10 protein-coding genes are annotated in these 18,910 nt (G+C 58.7%); 8 read left to right on the top strand and 2 right to left on the bottom strand.

Annotated features, from left to right (window positions below; all coding sequences use genetic code 11):
• Positions 1–431: 431 nt before the first annotated feature.
• The 7 genes from U9R25_05980 to U9R25_05950 all read left to right on the top strand — a co-directional run bounded on the left by U9R25_05980 (position 432) and on the right by U9R25_05950 (position 9,151).
• Positions 432–4,328: a hypothetical protein gene (locus U9R25_05980; GenBank protein MEA3335440.1), complete on the top strand. Its 3,897-nt coding sequence runs from the start codon at positions 432–434 to the stop codon at positions 4,326–4,328.
• A 177-nt stretch (positions 4,329–4,505) separates the two neighbouring features.
• Positions 4,506–5,291, top strand: a complete 786-nt coding sequence (locus tag U9R25_05975; GenBank protein MEA3335439.1) for a sugar-binding protein — start codon at positions 4,506–4,508, stop codon at positions 5,289–5,291.
• Between the two features lie 317 nt (positions 5,292–5,608).
• Positions 5,609–5,890 (top strand): metal-sensitive transcriptional regulator, encoded by a 282-nt coding sequence (locus U9R25_05970; GenBank protein ID MEA3335438.1) that lies wholly within the window; start codon positions 5,609–5,611, stop codon positions 5,888–5,890.
• A 37-nt stretch (positions 5,891–5,927) separates the two neighbouring features.
• Complete coding sequence (locus U9R25_05965) at positions 5,928–6,134, top strand: heavy-metal-associated domain-containing protein (protein ID MEA3335437.1); 207 nt, start codon at positions 5,928–5,930, stop codon at positions 6,132–6,134.
• Between the two features lie 24 nt (positions 6,135–6,158).
• Positions 6,159–6,287 carry a hypothetical protein gene (locus tag U9R25_05960; GenBank protein MEA3335436.1) on the top strand — a complete coding sequence of 43 codons (129 nt, stop codon included), beginning with the start codon at positions 6,159–6,161 and terminating at the stop codon, positions 6,285–6,287.
• Positions 6,288–6,305: 18 nt separating this feature from the next.
• Complete coding sequence (locus tag U9R25_05955; GenBank protein MEA3335435.1) at positions 6,306–6,632, top strand: DUF411 domain-containing protein; 327 nt, start codon at positions 6,306–6,308, stop codon at positions 6,630–6,632.
• Between the two features lie 89 nt (positions 6,633–6,721).
• A complete protein-coding gene (locus U9R25_05950; protein MEA3335434.1) occupies positions 6,722–9,151 on the top strand; it encodes a heavy metal translocating P-type ATPase in 2,430 nt (809 codons plus the stop codon).
• An 84-nt stretch (positions 9,152–9,235) separates the two neighbouring features.
• Here U9R25_05950 and U9R25_05945 read toward each other — a convergent pair whose 3' ends face one another.
• Complete coding sequence (locus tag U9R25_05945) at positions 9,236–9,913, bottom strand: hypothetical protein (protein MEA3335433.1); 678 nt, start codon at positions 9,911–9,913, stop codon at positions 9,236–9,238.
• 243 nt (positions 9,914–10,156) lie between these two features.
• Positions 10,157–10,486: an antibiotic biosynthesis monooxygenase gene (locus U9R25_05940; protein MEA3335432.1), complete on the bottom strand. Its 330-nt coding sequence runs from the start codon at positions 10,484–10,486 to the stop codon at positions 10,157–10,159.
• Positions 10,487–11,024: 538 nt separating this feature from the next.
• Between U9R25_05940 and U9R25_05935 the strand changes: the two genes are divergently transcribed.
• Positions 11,025–18,443, top strand: a complete 7,419-nt coding sequence (locus U9R25_05935) for a S8 family serine peptidase (GenBank protein MEA3335431.1) — start codon at positions 11,025–11,027, stop codon at positions 18,441–18,443.
• Positions 18,444–18,910 lie beyond the last annotated feature (467 nt).

Here is an 18,910-nt window from a genome sequence, read left to right as displayed (position 1 = left end):
TGTGGTCGACAACAATTGCGAATTCTATCACACGGTATATCAGATGTCAAGGGTTTTTGAATGGCGTTCATAATCACCGTTGCACATGGTTTACTTATGAAACCGGCAAAACACCGATTGTCCACCGACCCCGTTTGGTAGTTTTGGCCTGAATCCGGTAAAATCCCAGGCAGTGGTGAAAAGAAAAAAACATGACCGCAGACCTGTCCTGAGCGTAGCCGAAGGATCAACGCCGACGTGTCCTGAGCGCAGCCGAAGGGTAAACGCTGATCAGACATCAGAAAAGATCAGCGGCAATCTGCGCCGGAGGTCTGCGTAATCAGTGGTGAAAAGAAAAAAGCATGACCGCTGATTTGCGCTGATAAACGCTGATCAGACATCAGAAAAGATCAGCATCGAAAGTTGCCTTGTCAAGGCCAGGATTTCTCTCGATGAAGCAAAGGCTACCAACTCTAATGCCGGTTGCAATTTTGATTGGGATTGCTCTCTTGATCGCCGGCGGGTTGACAACACTCGTGATCCCTTCGGTTGATGCCCGCGCCGACCTGCCTGATGCCCCAATGGAGCCAAACGCCGCAACTGGTCCAATGAACATCGCGCATGACCAGGCGCCCGAGAACGACTGTCCTGCCTGGGAAGCGCCACCCGCCAGCAGCTACCGTGCCTTTCCCGATGCCGGTCTCTATGGGTTCTTCGATTGGCCCCATTTGGATCCTGACCAATACCCCTGGCTTCGCGGTGGGCACACTGTCTTTACCTGGCGCAACATCGAGAATCAGGCCGAAGGCGAGTACCTGTGGGACCCTGTCGATCAATGGATCGCGGTCGAGGCCGACCTGGGGAAAACCGTTGGTCTGGCCTTCAATACCTACGAGGGTACCTGCTGCGGTGGCAACCAGACCCCCTGGTGGTTCCAGGCGGAACAGGGCGCCTGGCCTGATGGTGATGGCTTCGTTTCCTGTAGCTGGACCGACACGCAGGGTTTCCATCAGGAAGATATTCCCATGTATTGGGAGGATGCCTACCTGACCGCCTTCGAGAACTTCATACGGGCTGCTGCTGAACGCTATCGGGACGATCCCCGCGTAGCCTTTGTCGAAGTCAGTACAGGCATTTACGGGGAGACCGCGCCCTCCGAACTGGACAGTGAGTTGGACCAGTGTCTTCAAAGCACGGGGCTGACCAGCGAGGTGTGGGTGGAAACCCTCAACCGCATCGTCGACATATACCGCAGACACTGGCACGAAAAACCACTGCTGACCCAATATGCCCCCTGGTATCTCTATCGAAAGGAACGGCGCGACAACACTGACTACGCCGCCAGCGTCGGCGTGGGCCTGAAACACAACCGGCTGGTGGACGATCACGACGACCAGGTGATTCGATCGGACACGGCAACCATTCATCCCGATGTCTGCCGCACAGGCCAGTACGACCCCATGCTCGAACACGCCGGACAGGTGCCCATGGGCTGGGAAGCTGAATCGGTCTATCATCCGGAGGGCAGCGACCTGTTGTGGAGCCTGCTCAACGGCATGAACAAGCATCCCAGCTACCTGTTGATCGGCAAGAATACGCTTCGCACCGAGGACCCCGTCCGGCAATGGGCCCTGCGCCTGGCCGATCGTTATGCCGGTGTGGATGTCGACTCAACGCCAGGCGTGTGGGTGGCCCTGCGCGAGGCAGCGCCACCTGAGCCAGGCGGCTCATCACGTTGGTATCCCCAATGGGGCAACTATGACTTCTGGTTGACCCAGGAGGACGATGCACCGGGAGGCCGCACCATCCCTGAATGGCAGGTCACCGACCACCCCTGGGGACGATATACGCGGCGTACCGATCTGAACCATGGCAATCCGGATATGTTTTTTGACGTGGATGAGGCATTTTTCGACGGCGCAAGCTCCCAACCGGTGAGCGTCTCCATCATATATCGCAACGCGGGAAACGATAGTTGGGATCTGCAATATGATGCCCTGGACAACAGTTTCAAAGTGGCCGGAGTGGTCCAGAAAACCAATCGGGATGACTGGAAAGAAGCCAGCTTTCTTCTCCCCGATGCAAAGTTCTCAGGTGGCCTGGACGGCTACGATTTCCGAATCCGCAGTCGGGGCGATGGTGACGAGTGGATCAGCTTCGTGGAGGTGAGCAAGGTCGAAACCGATGCTGGCAGTCTGGCAAAATCCAGGCAGGTGGAGAGACATGGCCTCGAATCGCCGCCGGTAAACGACGACTTCGACGACGCGATCGTCATCGACGCGTTTCCCTATGAATCATCGCTCGATATCTCCGCCGCAACCATGGCAGCCGATGATCCTGACATGGCTTGCGGAGAGGGGCAAAACGAGCTCACTGTCTGGTACCGTTTTGTGGCGCCAGACTCAGGCTTCATCACGGCCAACACCGTCGGCAGCGATTTCGACACCGTCGTGGCCGCCTGGCAGGGTCAACGAGGTGAACTGACCGCCCGGGGATGCAACGACAATGCAGGCTGGTGGTCCGGAACCTCCAATCTGAACCTGGGCATGACCGCGGGTGAAACCTATTATCTGGAGGTGGCCCGCCGGCCCGGGTCGCCAGGGACACAGCTTGACCTGCGGCTAACCTACCATGCCTGCTCCTACGAGGCCGTCGATCAACCGACCATCCAGGGCATCCTGGACGGCTATGGACTGGCTGGTTTCGACTATTACGTCGACCTGGTCATGCTGCCGGACCAGACTCGCTGTGCCGTGACCGGTCTGAGCCTGGCGGGACGGCAACTGACGCAGACATTGCCACCGACCATCGGCTATCTGGGCAATCTACAGCGACTGGACCTGCACTACAACCAGTTTTCTGCCCTGCCAGAAGCCCTTGGCAACCTGCACAACCTTCAATGGCTCGATGTCCGCACCAACCTGCTCCAGAGTGTTCCCCACACGCTGCAATACCTGGGTAACCTGCAGGCCCTGGAGCTTGCCGAGAACCGCCTGACCGGACCGATGCCCCCGTCCCTGATCTACCTGCCCTATCTGCAGCATCTTTTCCTTTCCCGCAATCAGTTGATGGGATCCATTCCAGATTGGATTGGTGGCCTGGTCAACCTGGAAAGCCTGTGGCTGGGGCACAACGAACTTTCGGAACAGCTGCCCGATTCTTTGGGCGATCTGACCCGCCTGCGCCACCTTTCGATCCAGGGCAACCAACTTGTGGGGCCCTTGCCGGACAGCCTGGGAAACCTGAGCCGCCTCGAATATCTTTATCTTGGCAACAATCAGCTTTCCGGCCCTTTACCGTCCACCGTTGGCAACCTGGCGGCCCTGCGGGGGTTTCATCTGGACAACAACCGGTTGGAAGGAGCTCTTCCGGCAGAGCTGGGCCAGCTTTCGAACCTGGAGTTGCTGAACCTGGAACACAATCAGTTGGATCACGCCCTTCCCGCCGCCCTCGGCGACCTGTCCGGGTTGCGCGCGCTGGCGCTGCACCATAACGAATTGTCGGGCACGATTCCGGAGTCTCTGGGCAGCCTGGGCAAGCTATCGGGTCTTTACCTGGACCACAATGCCGTCGGTGGACCGTTGCCTGCATCGCTGGCAGACCTGGGCGCCCTCCGAAGACTGCACCTCTCCGATACCGATTTAAGTGGTCCCCTGCCGGAAAGCCTGACAACGCTCGGCCTGTGGTCTCTGAATACCCGAGATTCTGAGCTGTGCGAACCAGGCAACCCCGATTTTCAGCTGTGGCTCAACACCGTTCATTACCGTGAGAGCAACGACGAGGCCTGTCGCCTGAGCCTGGAAAAGGATCTGCAAACACCAGTTTCAGGAGAGGCGATCACCTACCGGCTGCAAGTGCGGAACATGACCGGGCAGGCGGTGCAAAACACTATCTTAACCGACATGCTGCCTCTGGAGCTCGTCTACCAATATTCAAATCCCCCGCCAACCAACGTGACAGGCAATACCCTCACCTGGTCATTGGGAACTCTCAGTGCAAACGAAAACTATTCGGCAGCCATTTATGTCGACTCACCTGCCGGACCTGCCCGCATCGTCAACATGGCAGAGGTGAGTGGCGAAGGAGACGGTAGCCAGCTTAGTGACAGAGCGCAACTGGTTAATGACATGCCGGGCGCTTCCGGGGCAACAAACACACCGACGGCGACCGGAACGCCATCGCCAACACACACGTCGACTTCGACGCCAGGTCCGACCTACACACCGACAGCGACAGCTACCCAAACTGCCAGCCCCACGGCGACAGTCACACGCACGCCAACTCCTACGCCAGTCGCGACACCGACTCCGCAGCCGCTGAATATCTTTCTGCCACTCCTGCTCCGATAACGGATCTGCGCCTGGCCCGGTGCAGATCGTTCCCAATGGAATGAAGCAAAAAGGGGAAAGAACGCGACCCATTTCCCGGTCGGACGTCATCGGTACTGGGTGGGAATTTGATCAGTACCTGTCATCTTCCTTACCCGGCGTCTGCATGGCAGGATATCGAAGAAATAGGAGTAGAACATGAAACCCTTGGCTATTGCATTTCTGTTGATCACAATTCTCTTGACCCTGACTGCCACCATCTCCATGGGTGCCCAGCCCGGAGTCGACATACCGGGAGATCGCGCGCCGGTTCTATCTGCGCAACCCCCGGCCCAGGCCTTCCAGGCGGTTGAGACCCCGGTAATCGACGGGGATCTGAGCGACTGGGGACTCTTTCCCCATCTGTACATGGACAAGGACACCGCCGACTTCGTACGGGTAGAACCTGACAGCGATCCGCCGCCGGAACCGGCCGATGCCAGTGTCTATCAGTGGGCCATGTGGTCCGGCACCGACCTGTTCTTTGGCCTCCATATCGATGACGATGTCATCGTCAACGACAGCGAACTGGTATGGTGGGATGACGAGATCGAGCTGGCGTTCATCGGCGCCTTCGACGGGATACCGGGCGGGGGCGACGACCACCAGTACACCGTCAATGCCGACGGGCGAAAGTCCGATTTCGGTATCCCAGCTACGCCGGTGCCCATCGAAGTGGGAACGTCAGTGGTTCCTGACGGTTGGGATGTCGAGGTGCGAATTGCGGCCGAGGATCTCTATGGTGTCAATGCGCCATTGGTGGCAGGAAAAACCATGGCCTTTAGCTTGGGTTTGCACGACGACGACACGGGTGGCTACTACGATCTTCACATGATCTGGGCCGGCAATGCCACCTGGAACCAGGCCGACGGCGAACTCCAACTGGTAGAGGATTTCGCAGCCATCCCCCAACCCCTCTACCTGCCCATCATCTCGGCGCAATAACGCCCGGCGTCGTAGACATTTTCGCAGCGCAACCCGTGTTTCACCGGCCGGGTTGCGCTGGCGCGTCTGCCAGCGTGAGAAAGCTGGCAGTTTATGGTCACTTGTCAGTGGTCAATGATCAATTGTTAACACCTGCGCCCGAACCCAGGTGCAGGTGTGGCAGGGAGCAATCGCCAGTTGTGGCACCGCGTGGATTCCCGCTTTTGCCTTCGGCAAGAGCAGCTTCTTGACAACCTTTCCGGATGCGTGGTATAGTGTGGACCACCCCTCCCCCCCGGGGGGCGGGGTCCGAGATCAAAGAAGAGGATGGATCTGCCATGATGGATTCCGATCAAGAGCGTGTGGTTATCAATCGGCTCAAGAGCATTGAAGGGCATGTCCGCGGCATTCAACGCATGGTCGAGGAGGACAAATATTGCATCGATGTCATGCGACAGATCCATGCAGTGCAAAAAGCGCTGGAAGGCGTCAGCGCCATGGTCCTTGAGAATCATCTGAACACTTGCGTCACCACCGCCATCCGCGGCGACGACGCAGACGAACGCGAGCGGATGATCGACGAAATCGTTGGCGTTTTCCATGAAACCGGGAAAATGTGACTTTCCCTCTATCAAAAGAACTGCAGGAGAAACAGAAATGACTACCAAGACTTACACAGTGCCGGCTATCAGCTGTGGCCATTGCGTCAAAACCATCGAGCGCGAGCTGAAATTCGTGGATGGCGTTCAATCCGTCAAGGCCAGCGAGGCCACCAAGACTGTCCTGGTTGAAGCTGACAGCGAGGAAACGCTGCCCGCGGTTCAGGCCATGCTGGTCGAGATTGGTTATCCACCGTCGAACTGACGAACACCACAGGAGTATAATACCATGAGACCAGTCATTCTTTTGGGCGTTGTCGTCTCCTTACTGATCGTGGGCTGCGCCGCACCGGCACCGGTGCAGGAAGCCCCCCAGAAAGAAGCCCCTGTCGTCACGGTGTTCAGGGCACCCACCTGAGGTTGCTGCGGCGACTGGATCGAGTACCTGGAGAACAATGAGTATGCCGTTCAGATCGAAGATGTCTCTGATATGACGGGCATCAAAGAGCGCTATCAGGTACCGAAAAACCTCCAGTCTTGCCATACAGCCATCGTCGATGGCTACGTCATCGAGGGCCACGTGCCGGTCGAAGACATCGAACGCCTTTTGGCCGAACGGCCGGATGTCGCTGGACTGACCGTGCCCGCTATGCCCATCGGGTCACCCGGCATGGAAGTTGAAGGATACGAGGATCAGCCCTATGACGTGCTCACCTTCGATTCCTCGGGCCATACCGATATCTTCTCCAGCTACGCACCATAACGCCACAGACCAGTGTCGCCCATTGACTGATTTAGCCTTCCTGCATGACTACACCAGACACCAAACGCCTCAGCATTCCGGTAACCGGAATGACGTGTACCAATTGTTCCAATACCGTGGCGCGCAATCTGAAGCGCATGGACGGCATTCTGGAAGCAAACGTTAACTTTGCCAACGAGCGGGCAGAAATCATCTACGATCCTTCGGTCATCGCTCCGCCGGCGATGATGGAAACCATCGAAGAGATCGGCTACGGCATTGCCGAGGCCACAGTGGACCTGCCCATCGCGGGCATGACCTGTACCAATTGCTCTGCAACCGTGGAGCGCAATCTCAGGCGCATGGATGGGGTCCTGGAGGCCAACGTCAACTTTGCCAATGAAACGGCCCATGTGAGCTATCTGCCCAGTCAGGTCAGTGTGGGCGACATGAAACTGTTGATTGGCGAGATCGGCTACAAGGTCATTGAGCCGGAAGCTGGTTTGGGTGAGACCGCCATGGACGCCGAACTGCGGGCCCGCCAGGCCGAGCTGCAGGATCGAAAAAGGCGACTGACCATAGGCATCGTGCTCACGTCGATCATCATGATCCTGAGCATGGGCGTTGATCTGGGCTTCATCCCCGATTTCCCGGGTCGGGGTTGGTTGCTTTTGGCATTGACCATTCCCGTGCAGTTCTGGGTGGGTGAGCCATTCCTGCGCAGTGCCTGGAAGGCGGCCAAAAACCGAACGGCCAACATGGATACCCTGGTGACCATGGGGTCGCTGGCTGCGTTTTTCTACAGTTTGGCCGTGTTGGTACTCGGCCTGGATAGCCACCTCTATTTCGAGTCGTCCGCCATGATCATTACCTTGATCTCGGTAGGCAAGTATCTTGAATCCCGAGCCAAAACCCAGGCAGGCAACTCGATCCGAAAGCTACTCAGCTTGCAGGCCCGATCGGCGCGCGTTGTACGCGACAGCGAAGAGAGAGAGGTACCTGTAGACGAGGTCGTAGTCGGCGACACGGTCATTGTCCGACCTGGCGAAAAGATCCCGGTGGATGGCATCATCCTCAGCGGTCAGTCCGCTGTGGACGAGAGCATGGTAACCGGTGAAAGCCTGCCAAGTGAAAAAGGTCCTGGCGATGAAGTCATCGGCTCCACAATCAACAAGAGCGGCAGCTTTCGCTTCGAGGCAACCCGGGTTGGCCGGGATACCGCGTTGGCCCAGATCGTGCGCATGGTTCAGGAAGCCCAGGGCTCCAAGGCGCCCATCCAGCGACTGGCAGATCAGGTGGCCGCCATCTTTGTGCCCGCCGTCATTATCCTCTCCTTGCTGGTTTTCCTGGCCTGGTACTTCATTGGCGGTGTCGGTTTCACGACCGCCCTGCTGTTCTCCGTATCGGTGTTGTTGATTTCCTGCCCCTGTGCGTTGGGACTGGCAACGCCGACGGCTGTCATGGCAGGCACAGGGGTTGGTGCCGAAAACGGTATCCTCATCAAAAACGCCGAAGTATTGGAGACGGCCGCCAAAGTGAAGACCGTGGCCCTGGACAAGACGGGCACCATTACAGCGGGTGAACCACAGGTCACCGATGTGGTTCAAAGCACCCTGTCGGAAGATGAACTGCTGCAACTGGCTGCCTCGGCCGAAAGCGTGTCCGAGCATCCCCTGGGACAGGCCATTGTCGCGTTGGCTCAACAGAAGCAGGTCAGCCTATCGGTTCCGGAAGAGTTTCAGGCGATTGTCGGAGGCGGTATTCGAGCTTCCGTCGATGGCCATCAGGTCTTTGTGGGCAGCCCGCGATTGATGATCGATCACCAGGTTGAGCTCAATGGATTGGGTGAGCAGGTATTGCAACTTCAAGCGCAAGCCAAGACAGCCATGGTGGTGGCCGTGGACGGCAAGGCGCAGGGTATCATCGCCGTTGCAGACACGGTCAAAGACACCTCCACGGAAGCCATCCACCAACTGCACGAAATGGGTATCGAAGTCGTCATGCTAACCGGAGATAACCAGCGAACTGCCGACGCCATTGCCCGGCAGGTGGGCGTCGACCGCGTCGTGGCCGAAGTACTGCCCGCGGACAAAGCGGCAGAGGTGAAGCGTTTACAAGTCGCAGATCGCGAGTCGCAGGTCGCAAGTTCGGAAACAGATCATTTTCCTCTGATCGCCATGGTGGGGGATGGGATCAACGACGCGCCTGCACTGGCCCAGGCCGATATAGGGATGGCCATTGGCACCGGCACCGACGTTGCCATCGAGACCGCCGACATCGTGCTCATGCGGGGTGATCTTCGCAGCGTTCCCCAGGCGATCCGGTTGAGCCAGCGCACTATGAGGGGAATCAAACAAAACCTGTTCTGGGCCTTTTTCTACAACATACTGGCCATTCCGATCGCTGCCGGTGTTCTGGTACCCATTCTCGGCCCGCAATACCGGCTAAATCCGATGATCGCCGCGGCGGCCATGGCCTTCAGCTCCGTGTTTGTGGTAGGCAACTCGCTGCGGCTGCGACGAATGAAACTCCAGGAGTAGCAGCCGGCCCAGACAGATCGACCAGGCCTGAAAGCTGGCAGCTGATTTTGTGGCCGACAATATCCCCCAATCTTCTACGAGAAATCACGGCGATATGGCGAACTCCCAACCCATTGCAATCGCCAACCAATGCGGAAGAAGCATTGTTGATCGGGAGAAATCCAGGCCTTCGTTTTCGATATAATCCCCTATTGTCCTTGACAACGGACCTGTCGCCGTCACAAAAGACATGAGTACCACCGGAGGGTCTTCTGTAGATTCCGGATCGTTTGCTGCGGCGCAGGATAGGGGGTGCGAAGAGACAAAATGCGTTCGACAGGCGACCGGCCTCACAGGATAGGCGCTGCATGCGCCATTTACCAGCAGAGGGCAGCAATGGTCATAGTCGGAAAGATCGATCTGCTCGTCGATGTTGACCGGCGGATATCTTCCCGGCCTGGAATTGTCCCAGGCATGCCATTGTTGCGTTCGCATCCGAAGGTCGTCAATCTGGTCACCTGAAAATTCCCGCTTGATGTATTGCGCCAGGGCGTGGGCCTCTGCAATGTTCGTAAGGATATGAAACCGGCAGCAGTGAGAACAGCCCAATCCACAGCTTGGAATAATGCCATCTTCGCTTCGCAGCCGATCCATTTCGAATGCCGTCGCTTCATCCACCAGGGAATACACGCCGTTGACGAAGTCCTCCTGCGCTGTAATTGGGGTATCGGCTGCGGATTCCTCAGCCCCCATACCGAAACTGCTATTCTCAATCGAGTTCATCAATCTCTCTTTTTCGACAGAAACTTCAGGCGTACACAAGGCAGGTTGCCTGGTATCAACAACTACCGCCATTTTATCACGGACATGCACGATTGAAAAAAAACAGCTCTCCGATGGCAACAGGCAGGCCTGAACCTGCGCTGACAACCTCCTGTGATTCGTTGCACCCTCCTTGGTACTACAACAAGACTTGGGCCTTATCGATGTCATGCTGAAGGTGGCGTACCCCTTGCTTGGACACGATCAACCGCCGGGCGGCCTCAAAGGTTTCGGGACTACCGGCGAAGCGCCCCAGATCTCCGCTGACAGGTTTGTACAACCCACAGCGCGAATGCCGGCCGTGATGGCCGCATAGTCCTCCGATTCGATAAACTTCAGCCACGACGCCAGGCTGTCAAACTCAGTGTGAACCACAACCTGAGGCGTCGTATCGTAAGGATTCCGATAAGCGCGGAATTCCCTGATGCCCGGCTGCTTCAGTACGGTTGGAATCCATACTGTGCGGGCTTGTTCATTGTAAGCCTCGATTTGCTCCGCTGGAGGCAAATCCCAGGATAGAATACTCAAAGCCATTTCACTTACCTCCTCAATGGTTTGCTAAATCTACGTTCAAGGGGTACGCCAAACCAACTTCCCGACAAGCCAGTTTCCACTATGATAGCAGATAGGGGTCCACAAAATGTCTACAAAGTTCGATAGTGGTGTAGTCCGCCTTTTTTTGGGACCGCCGGCTCAGGGTGACCGGTGGTTCTGGTTTTTTGGCACTGTACACCTCGCGGCGATCACAAAACGGAGGAATCCTGTGAAGTTTTTCGTTTAACCTGGTAGTGGTCTCGGCCCGCAATTACATTTTCATCAATTGAAATCGATCTTTACCAGTAACTGCTCAGACAGTCTCAGTTTTTCCACAGATTTCGCTGATTGACACAGATTCAAACAAAAACATCTGTGCAATCTGTGGTTGATCTGAGCGCAAACAAGTCATTTTCCTGCCGAGACTGAGTAGTAACCTTTACCAAAACAAAATATCTTTCGCCGTATCCGCACCGCCAAGCGTCTTCCGGCTCGATCAAATCGCCGGTGTATCCGCATCAAGGAGGACCAAAACATCATGTCGACGCGCACGCGCAAACACAGAAGTTCTCAGTTGCTCGTCTGGCTCGTCCTGTTTTCGTTGCTTGCATCCCTGGTCGCCCCGCTGGGCGCTGGCGCAGCCTCAACACCTGCGCAGGCCCCGCAACAGGGGCCCGATTCAGCCGTCACGAATTTGCCGGCCCCAGGAGACCTTGATCCCCAATTGGTCCAGGAAATGCTCGACGCTGGGGTACCGGCAGAGGATATCGATCGGCAACTGGCCGACGAATGGCCGGCTCACCTGGAGGCACTGGCCGCCAAGAACCAGCGTCGCACATTTGCCAGACCGCCCGAATCAGGCGAGACCGACAACCCCGAAACCCAGCGAACCCCCGATGAAAGGGCAGTCCCGGCGCACAGCCAGCAGGATCCACTCTGGGATCGAATCGAAGCGGCCCACAGCGCCCGCGACTGGCAGGCATTTGCGGATATCGTTGAGGAGATTCCCCTGATCAGGTTGTTCCAGGTGGCCCGGTTTGCCCGCGCCACGCTTCCCCCGCCTGAACGATCGCAGATAGTTTCCCAGGGTCCAGTTTCCGCTGAACTCGAACTGCAACAGGCCATCGAGGATGAGGCCAGGCGTTCAGATCTGATACAACAGGAAGCTGCCAGTCGACTCCTGGCCCTGGTCTCCCAACCGGCGGTCGAGGAGTCGAATACCCCTGCCGGCGATCCGGATTACCGGGGTCCCCAGGCAGTTCGCACGGTGGGCGACAGTTGCACCTATTCGACGCTCCAGTCTGCGGTCGATGCCGCCAACTCCGGTGACATCATCCGGGTAGAGGGCCGCACCTATACCGGAAGCGCCGCCACCGTCAATATCAACAGTAAATCGTTGACCATCAAAGGTGGATATGACAGCACCTGCACGACCCAGGGAACGAGTGCCACCGTGCTGGATGGCACTGGTCAGGGCGATAGTATCTTTGAGATCTATGGCGGCACCCCTGGATCGGTGAGCGTGATCATCGATCTGTTCCAGATCACCGGCGGCGAGACCGACTCCAACCACGGGGGTGGAATCGAACTGAGCGATGGCCATCAGGTCGAACTGCAGCGCACAACGGTCAGCGAGAATACCTCCGATCAGGGCGGCGGCGTCTTCATGGAGCCCGATACGACATTGATCCTGGACGACCAATCGGGATTGCTGAAAAACACCTCTACCGGGGACGGGGGAGGGGTCTACTGCAGCGATTCCTCTATCGAAGTGAGGGGCGACTCCTTCATCGGATTCTGGCTCTTCGCGTCCTTTGGCAACGACGCGGACGGCAACGGCGGCGGTCTCTATCTGGACAACTGCGATCTCCTCCTGGATGGCAATTCGGGCGCCTCCATGGCGGGAGTCATCGACAACAGCGCCAGCAACGGCGGCGGCGTCTACGCGATCAACGCCAGCCGAATCGATCTTAGAGGTGGCAAAGCCCGCGTGGCGGGAAATCGGGCGACCACGTACGGCGGCGGCCTCTACCTTGCCAGCGGCAGCGATGTATGGGTAGACAATGGAGCGATCAACGAAAACACTTCCGGCAGCAGTGGCGGCGGTGTCTACGGCACCGGCTCGGGCACCACCGTCGACCTGGACAGCAGCGATGCCTATTTCTGTGGCGAGGCCAGATGTGCCCAGTTGAATGACAACACGTCGACCAGCGCCCACGGCGGCGGTGCCTTTGTCGCCGCCGGCGCCAAGTTGGACCTGGAGTCGGTGTATGTGGAGGGCAATCAGGCAGGCAGCCTGGGCAGCGGCATCTACGGCCGCGGCGACGGCACGAGAGTACTCGTGGACAGCGCCATGCTGACCGGTGGCCACGCCGGCAGCGATTATGCCTTCAGGCTCCATAACTTCGCAGGCGGCGCGCCCACAGCCTGGGTTCGCAGCAGCACGGTGGCGGGAAATAGTGGACACTCGGAGGGAGCCTTCGGAATCAACACATCGGCCCGGCTCGACGCGGATGCCCTGGTTGTCTGGGACAACACCGGTAGTGCCCTGGTGGCCGGCCCGGGCGACACCACCATCGATTGCTCTATTCTGCAAGTGGATTTCCCTGGCAACAAGAACGAAGTGCAAGATCCCCAATTCCTCGACCCCGCCAATGGCAACTACCACATCCGACGCGACTCGCCCGCCGTCGATCACTGCGACAGCGGTTTCTCCCGGGATATCGATTACGAGGTCCGGCCCTATGATGTCCCTGGCGTCACCAATGTCCTGCCAACCGGCGCGGAATTCGATCCGGACGAACTCACTGCAAGGCTGAGCCACAGCGTACGCATCGACCGCTCGGAACTGGCAAAGCTGGCCCAGGTGGACCTGTCTGACGGCCTGCTTCGCTCGGTGGTCTACCCTGCCTACCTTTGGCTCGATCTTGATCAGGCGGCCTTTGACCGGCTTGCCGGATCAGACGTTGCCTTCGACCAGGTCGAAAACATGGCAGTCATCAGCTTCGACCGCTTCTCCTTCGATCCGGTACGGGATGGAGAGCCTGTCAGTTCCACCGATCTGCTGCATGGGTCAGCCCGCAATCCAGAAGGCGAGGGACTCTTCCTGGTCCAACTGCGGGCGCCGGCCACTGAGCAAGACATCGACTGGCTGCAGGCGACAGGGGTGATCCTTCAATATTTCCCCTTCAACGCGTTTCTGCTCTGGAGCAGTCCGCGGGACCTCCATCGCGCGCTGGAATGGCCAAACGTGCGCTGGACAGGCGAGTTTCATACGGCATATAGAATAACCGGGAGGCTGAACGAAGCGCGCAGTCTGGCCGGCGACGAAACGCTGCCCTTTCTCCAGGCCCTTTTCTACGACGACGGTCGACTGGCCGAGGTGGAACAGGCAATCGCTTCCTGGGGAGGAGAGATCTTCACCAGGGCACCCCGGCATGTCATGGGCGAGCAGGGACAGATGGCAGTCCTTGAATTCAGCCTGGCGGCCGATCGGGTTATCGACCTGGCGCGGCTGGCCCAGACCATCGTCGTTGACCTGCAGTTCCCCTCCGAGATCGACGATGAACGGTCCAACCAGATTATCGCTGACAACGCGCCAGGCGGCGAACCTGAGACAGGTTACGCCGACTGGCTGGACGCCACCGGTTATCGCGGCAGGGAGGTAACTGTGGCAGTGGTAGACACCGGAGTTGATTGGGATCATCCTGATCTCAACGTGGTGTCCGGCACCGACTACGGTGGCTACAGCGAGCCAGGCGAGCCGGGATCGGACGGCGCGCCAGATCTGAACCATAATGGCAGGGGATCCGGGCATGGCACCCACGTGGCCGGTATTGTGGCCGGTGACGGAGGCTCGGCTACAGCCGACGGCGATGGCTTCGTTTATGGCCTGGGCATTGCGCCCGGCGCCACCCTGCACGCCCAGGATGCCATTGCCGAGGATCGTCCCGCCGATGTTTCCATCTATCAGCGGGTCTACGACTCGGCCGACAACGCGGACCTGAGCAACAACTCCTGGACCATCGGGAACTACGGTGCCGGCTACACCCTCAATGCTGCCAACCTGGACGACTACGTTTTGGATGCTATCGACGATAACGGCAACGTGCGCGACCTGTTTTTGACGGTCTTCTCCGCCGGCAACTCGGGTGACGACTGTCCCGGTCCCTGCATGAGCTCGATCACCGAACCCAAGGAGGCCAAAAACCTGATCGTCACCGGCAACAGTCTTAGCCGGCGGTCCGATATGGCCGGGGGTTTGACCGGCGATATCGACTCCCTGCGTTCCTCCAGCAGCCGGGGACCTGCCATCGATGGCCGCCTGCTGCCCAATATCATGGCACCAGGCGCCTACATCATCAGCACGGAAAACCGGGTGGTCACGGCTGGCGGCCAGATCGACATCACCTGCGCTACGTCCCCGGGCAATTCCACACAACATTCCTACTGCTCGGGCACCAGCATGTCGTCGCCGGCCATGGCTGGCGCGGCGGCGCTCTTCACCGAGTTCTGGCGGCTTCGCAACGACACCAGCATCAATCCCATGCCTTCCATGGTCAAGGCAGCGCTGGTCAACACCACCGACGACCTGGCCGGCGGCGACGACGGCTGGGGCAATGTCATGGGTAGCCGGCCTGATGACCATCAGGGCTGGGGCCGCGCCAACCTGGACCGGATGCTCAACCCTGAGGTTGCTGTGCAATACTATCAGAATCCCGATCTGTTGACCGCCAGCGGCCAGAGCTGGAGCCGAGAGATCGAGGTCAACGACACCGGCCAGCCACTGCGCATCACCCTGGTCTGGTCCGATGCACCTGGAGCTGCTGGCGCCAATCCGGCCCGTGTCAACGACCTGGACCTGCGCGTGGTGGCCCCCAATGGCACTACCTGGTATGGCAACCGCTTCGGCAGCAACGGCTGGAGCGCCACCGGTGCGGTGGACGATGATCTCAACAACGTGGAGAACGTCTGGATCCAGGCGCCGTTGACCGGCGTGTACACGGTACGGGTCGAGGCTGAATTCATCAATGGCGACGCCTATTACTTCAACGGCGATCCCACCGATCAGCACTTCAGCCTGGTCTGCTACAACTGTGAAGAGCGTATCAGCGGCGACTACGATGCAGGTGCCGACGAGGCCTACGCCTTCGTAGGCCTCAACGGCGCCCTCTGCCAGTACAACACGATTACCGGCGCTATCGCCGCCGCCAGTCCAGGCGATACGATCTACATCGCCCCTGGCACCTATCCTGAGGTCCTGGGAACGATCGACACAGACCTGACCCTGACAGCGGCTACCGGCGACTGCCTGAGCGATTCCACCGGGGGGGTCACAATAGATGCTAACGACGTCGATCGCGTCGCCTACGTGGCCCCTAACACCGACGTGACGCTGGCCAATCTGCGGTTGACCGACGGCACAAACCCCCTGGGCGGCATTCTCTACGTCGATAGTGGCAGCACGGTGATCCTCGACAACACAGACCTGACCTATGGGTCCGCCAGCAATAAAGGCGGTGGGCTCCGGGTCTACACCACTGGCACTGTGGAGCTGATCAACGGCAGCAAGATCGAACAGAATGTTACGACCGGCTCCGGCGACGGTAGCGGCGTTGCGCTGCAAGACGCCACATTGATCATGCGCAACGACAGCCGGGTCGGCGATTACCTGGACCCCAACGAATCGGCCGACCTTGGCGGCGGAGTCTACATGGATGGGGGCGAACTGCAAATGCACGACACAAGCAGGATCCGATCCAACGTGGCGGCCAATGACGGTGGAGGGGTATATGCTTTCGACGGGGCCGATGTGTCACTCTATGATAGCGCCGATATCGGATACGTATTTGAGACTGCCAACAATGACGCCGTCAACGGTGGCGGGATATTCCTGACCGATCCTGGCACCACGTTGGCGATGTATGGCGTCAGCGGTGTTCAGCACAATTTCGCCAGCTATCGAGGCGGGGGAATCTATGTGGCCGGAGGTGCCTCCGTTACCATTAGCAGCTCCCTGGTGGCGGACAACGAGGCCACCGACCGGGGTGGCGGCATCTTTGTCGAAGGAGAGTCGCCCCCGGTGGAGGGGGACGGAAATGCCCCAGCTGCGGGACCAACAGTGACCATCCAGAACGGCAGCCACATCGACAACAACCTGACCGGCGACCTGGGCGGCGGCATCTACATTCTGGACGACAACGCCGATGTGTCGGTGGACGACAGTTCCGTAGACAACAACGTCGCCAGCGGTTATTTCGGTGCAATCCGGCTTTGGGGGCAAAGCACCCTGACTATCCACAGCGGCGCCAGCCTAAGCTATAACTGGGCCAATGGCGTTTCCGGCGGCGGACTGGGAATTGGCAAGGGAAGCGCGAACCTGAACAACGCGGTCCTGCAATACAACCAGGCGGCCCACATGGGTGGCGCCATTTCCCAGACTGGCGGAGAGCTGGTGATCCTGGATTCCGATATTCGTTGGAACGAGGCCGGTAGCCATGGCGGTGGTATCTACAACCTGGATGGAACCCTGCGCGTGGAGGCAGTCAACCAGCCAGGTTACGTCGGCGTCAATCAAGCCGGAGGCAACGGTGGTGGGATCTACTACGACAACTCGAACACCCTTGAGCTTCGTGCCCTCTCCGACTATCGTCTTCAGATCAACAGCAACACCGCCCAGGCGAACGGCGGCGGGATCTTTGCCTCAGGTGGTGGCCTTGTCGACTCCTGGGGCTGGCTCCAGATGGGCAGCAACCAGGCGGACAACCACGGCGGCGGAATCTATCTCGATGGCGGCGCCACCCTCTGGCTGGACGACGAAAACAACACGCGCATCCCCGAGATATGGACCAACACTGCGCTAACAGGCAATGGCGGAGGCATCTATGCGCTGGACAGTGCTTCGGTCCGGGTGGAAGGTGCCCAGATCGGCGGTGCCGTCAATGGCAATGAAGCGCCCGCCGGCGACGGTGGCGGTATCTATCTGGACGACAGCGACTTGTTCATGGCAAACACCCTGGTGCGCAACAATCAGGCGGGAGACAACGGCGGTGGCATCGCCGCCGAAAATGGGAGCGGTATCCAGATATCATCGACCATGCCAGCCCCCGTGGAGGCCCCACCCGCCTCCCCGACCAACCGTGTCCTGGTTCCTGTCATATGTGATCCATCTGCACTGCCCGCCGACCACTATTGCACGGAGTTCAGGACCAACGATGCCGGCGACAAAGGGGGCGCCATTCACATGGAAGGCGAAAGCACGGGGCTGGTATCCCATGCAGCCTTCCTGGGCAATACGGCCAGTCAGGCATCGGCCGTTGAACTCTATGACAGCATACTGGCACTGGAAAACAGCCTGATCAGGGACAATGTGGCCAGCGGCATCAATGACAGCACCGTGCACCTCTACGATGTCGGAGGGGTAGGGCCGTCGGCGGAACTTCATGCCCTGCACAACACCTTTGCCGACAACATAAGTCACGCCGTATACTTTGCGGCCGGCACCTCCGGCACCTTCGACAACAATATCGTCTGGAACAACGGCTCTTTCGGCATCATCACCCCCCTGGCTACGGCAGCCTGCAACGACACGCAAGGTGGCGCGCTAACCGGTCCCGGCAACATCAGCGAGGACCCCCTGTTTACCGCCACGCCGCGCGGCGACTACCGGCTGGGAGTCGGCTCACCGGCCATTGATGCCTGCCCTGGAGGAGACTCCCCGGATCTGGACAATGTGGCCCGGCCGGCAGGTTCCGATTACGATATGGGAGCCTTCGAGGTGGCCTGCATCGCCGGCATGACCGATGTCAACGGATCAGGCAGCGTCGACATTGTCGATATCCAGCTGGTGGCCGGGGACTTCAACAACCCGGCCTACACCATGGCCCACGATGTGGATTGCGATGGCGACGTGGACGTCAACGACATTCAAATCGTGGCGAGCGACTGGACACCATAAGGTTGACCGCCAACCGAGGACCGCCGCTTCGGGTCATCCGTGACCGGTAACCGGTAACCCGATCCGGAACCGCGTCGAATCCCATCGGATTACCGAATACCGTTTACCGGAAGGGTAACCCGTGACCGGTAACCGGTAATCCGATCCGGAACCGTGTCGAATCCCATCGGATTACCGAACACCGTTTACCGAACACCGGAAGGGTAACCCGTGACCGGTAATCCGTAATCCGATCCAGAACCGTGTCGAATCCCATCGGATTACCGAACACCGGAAGGGTAACCCGTGACCGGTAATCCGTAATCCGATCCAGAACCGTGTCGAATCCCATCGGATTACCGAACACCGGAAGGGTAACCCGTGACCGGTAATCCGTAATCCGATCCGGAACCGTGTCGAATCCCATCGGATTACCGAATACCGTTTACCGAACACCGGAAGGGTAACCCGTGACCGGTAATCCGTAA

This window comes from Chloroflexota bacterium (assembly GCA_034717495.1).
Lineage (GTDB): Bacteria > Chloroflexota > Anaerolineae > JAAEKA01 > JAAEKA01 > JAYELL01.
The sequence above is the reverse complement of the archived record's forward strand: the minus strand, read 5'-3'. Positions and strand labels throughout refer to the sequence as shown.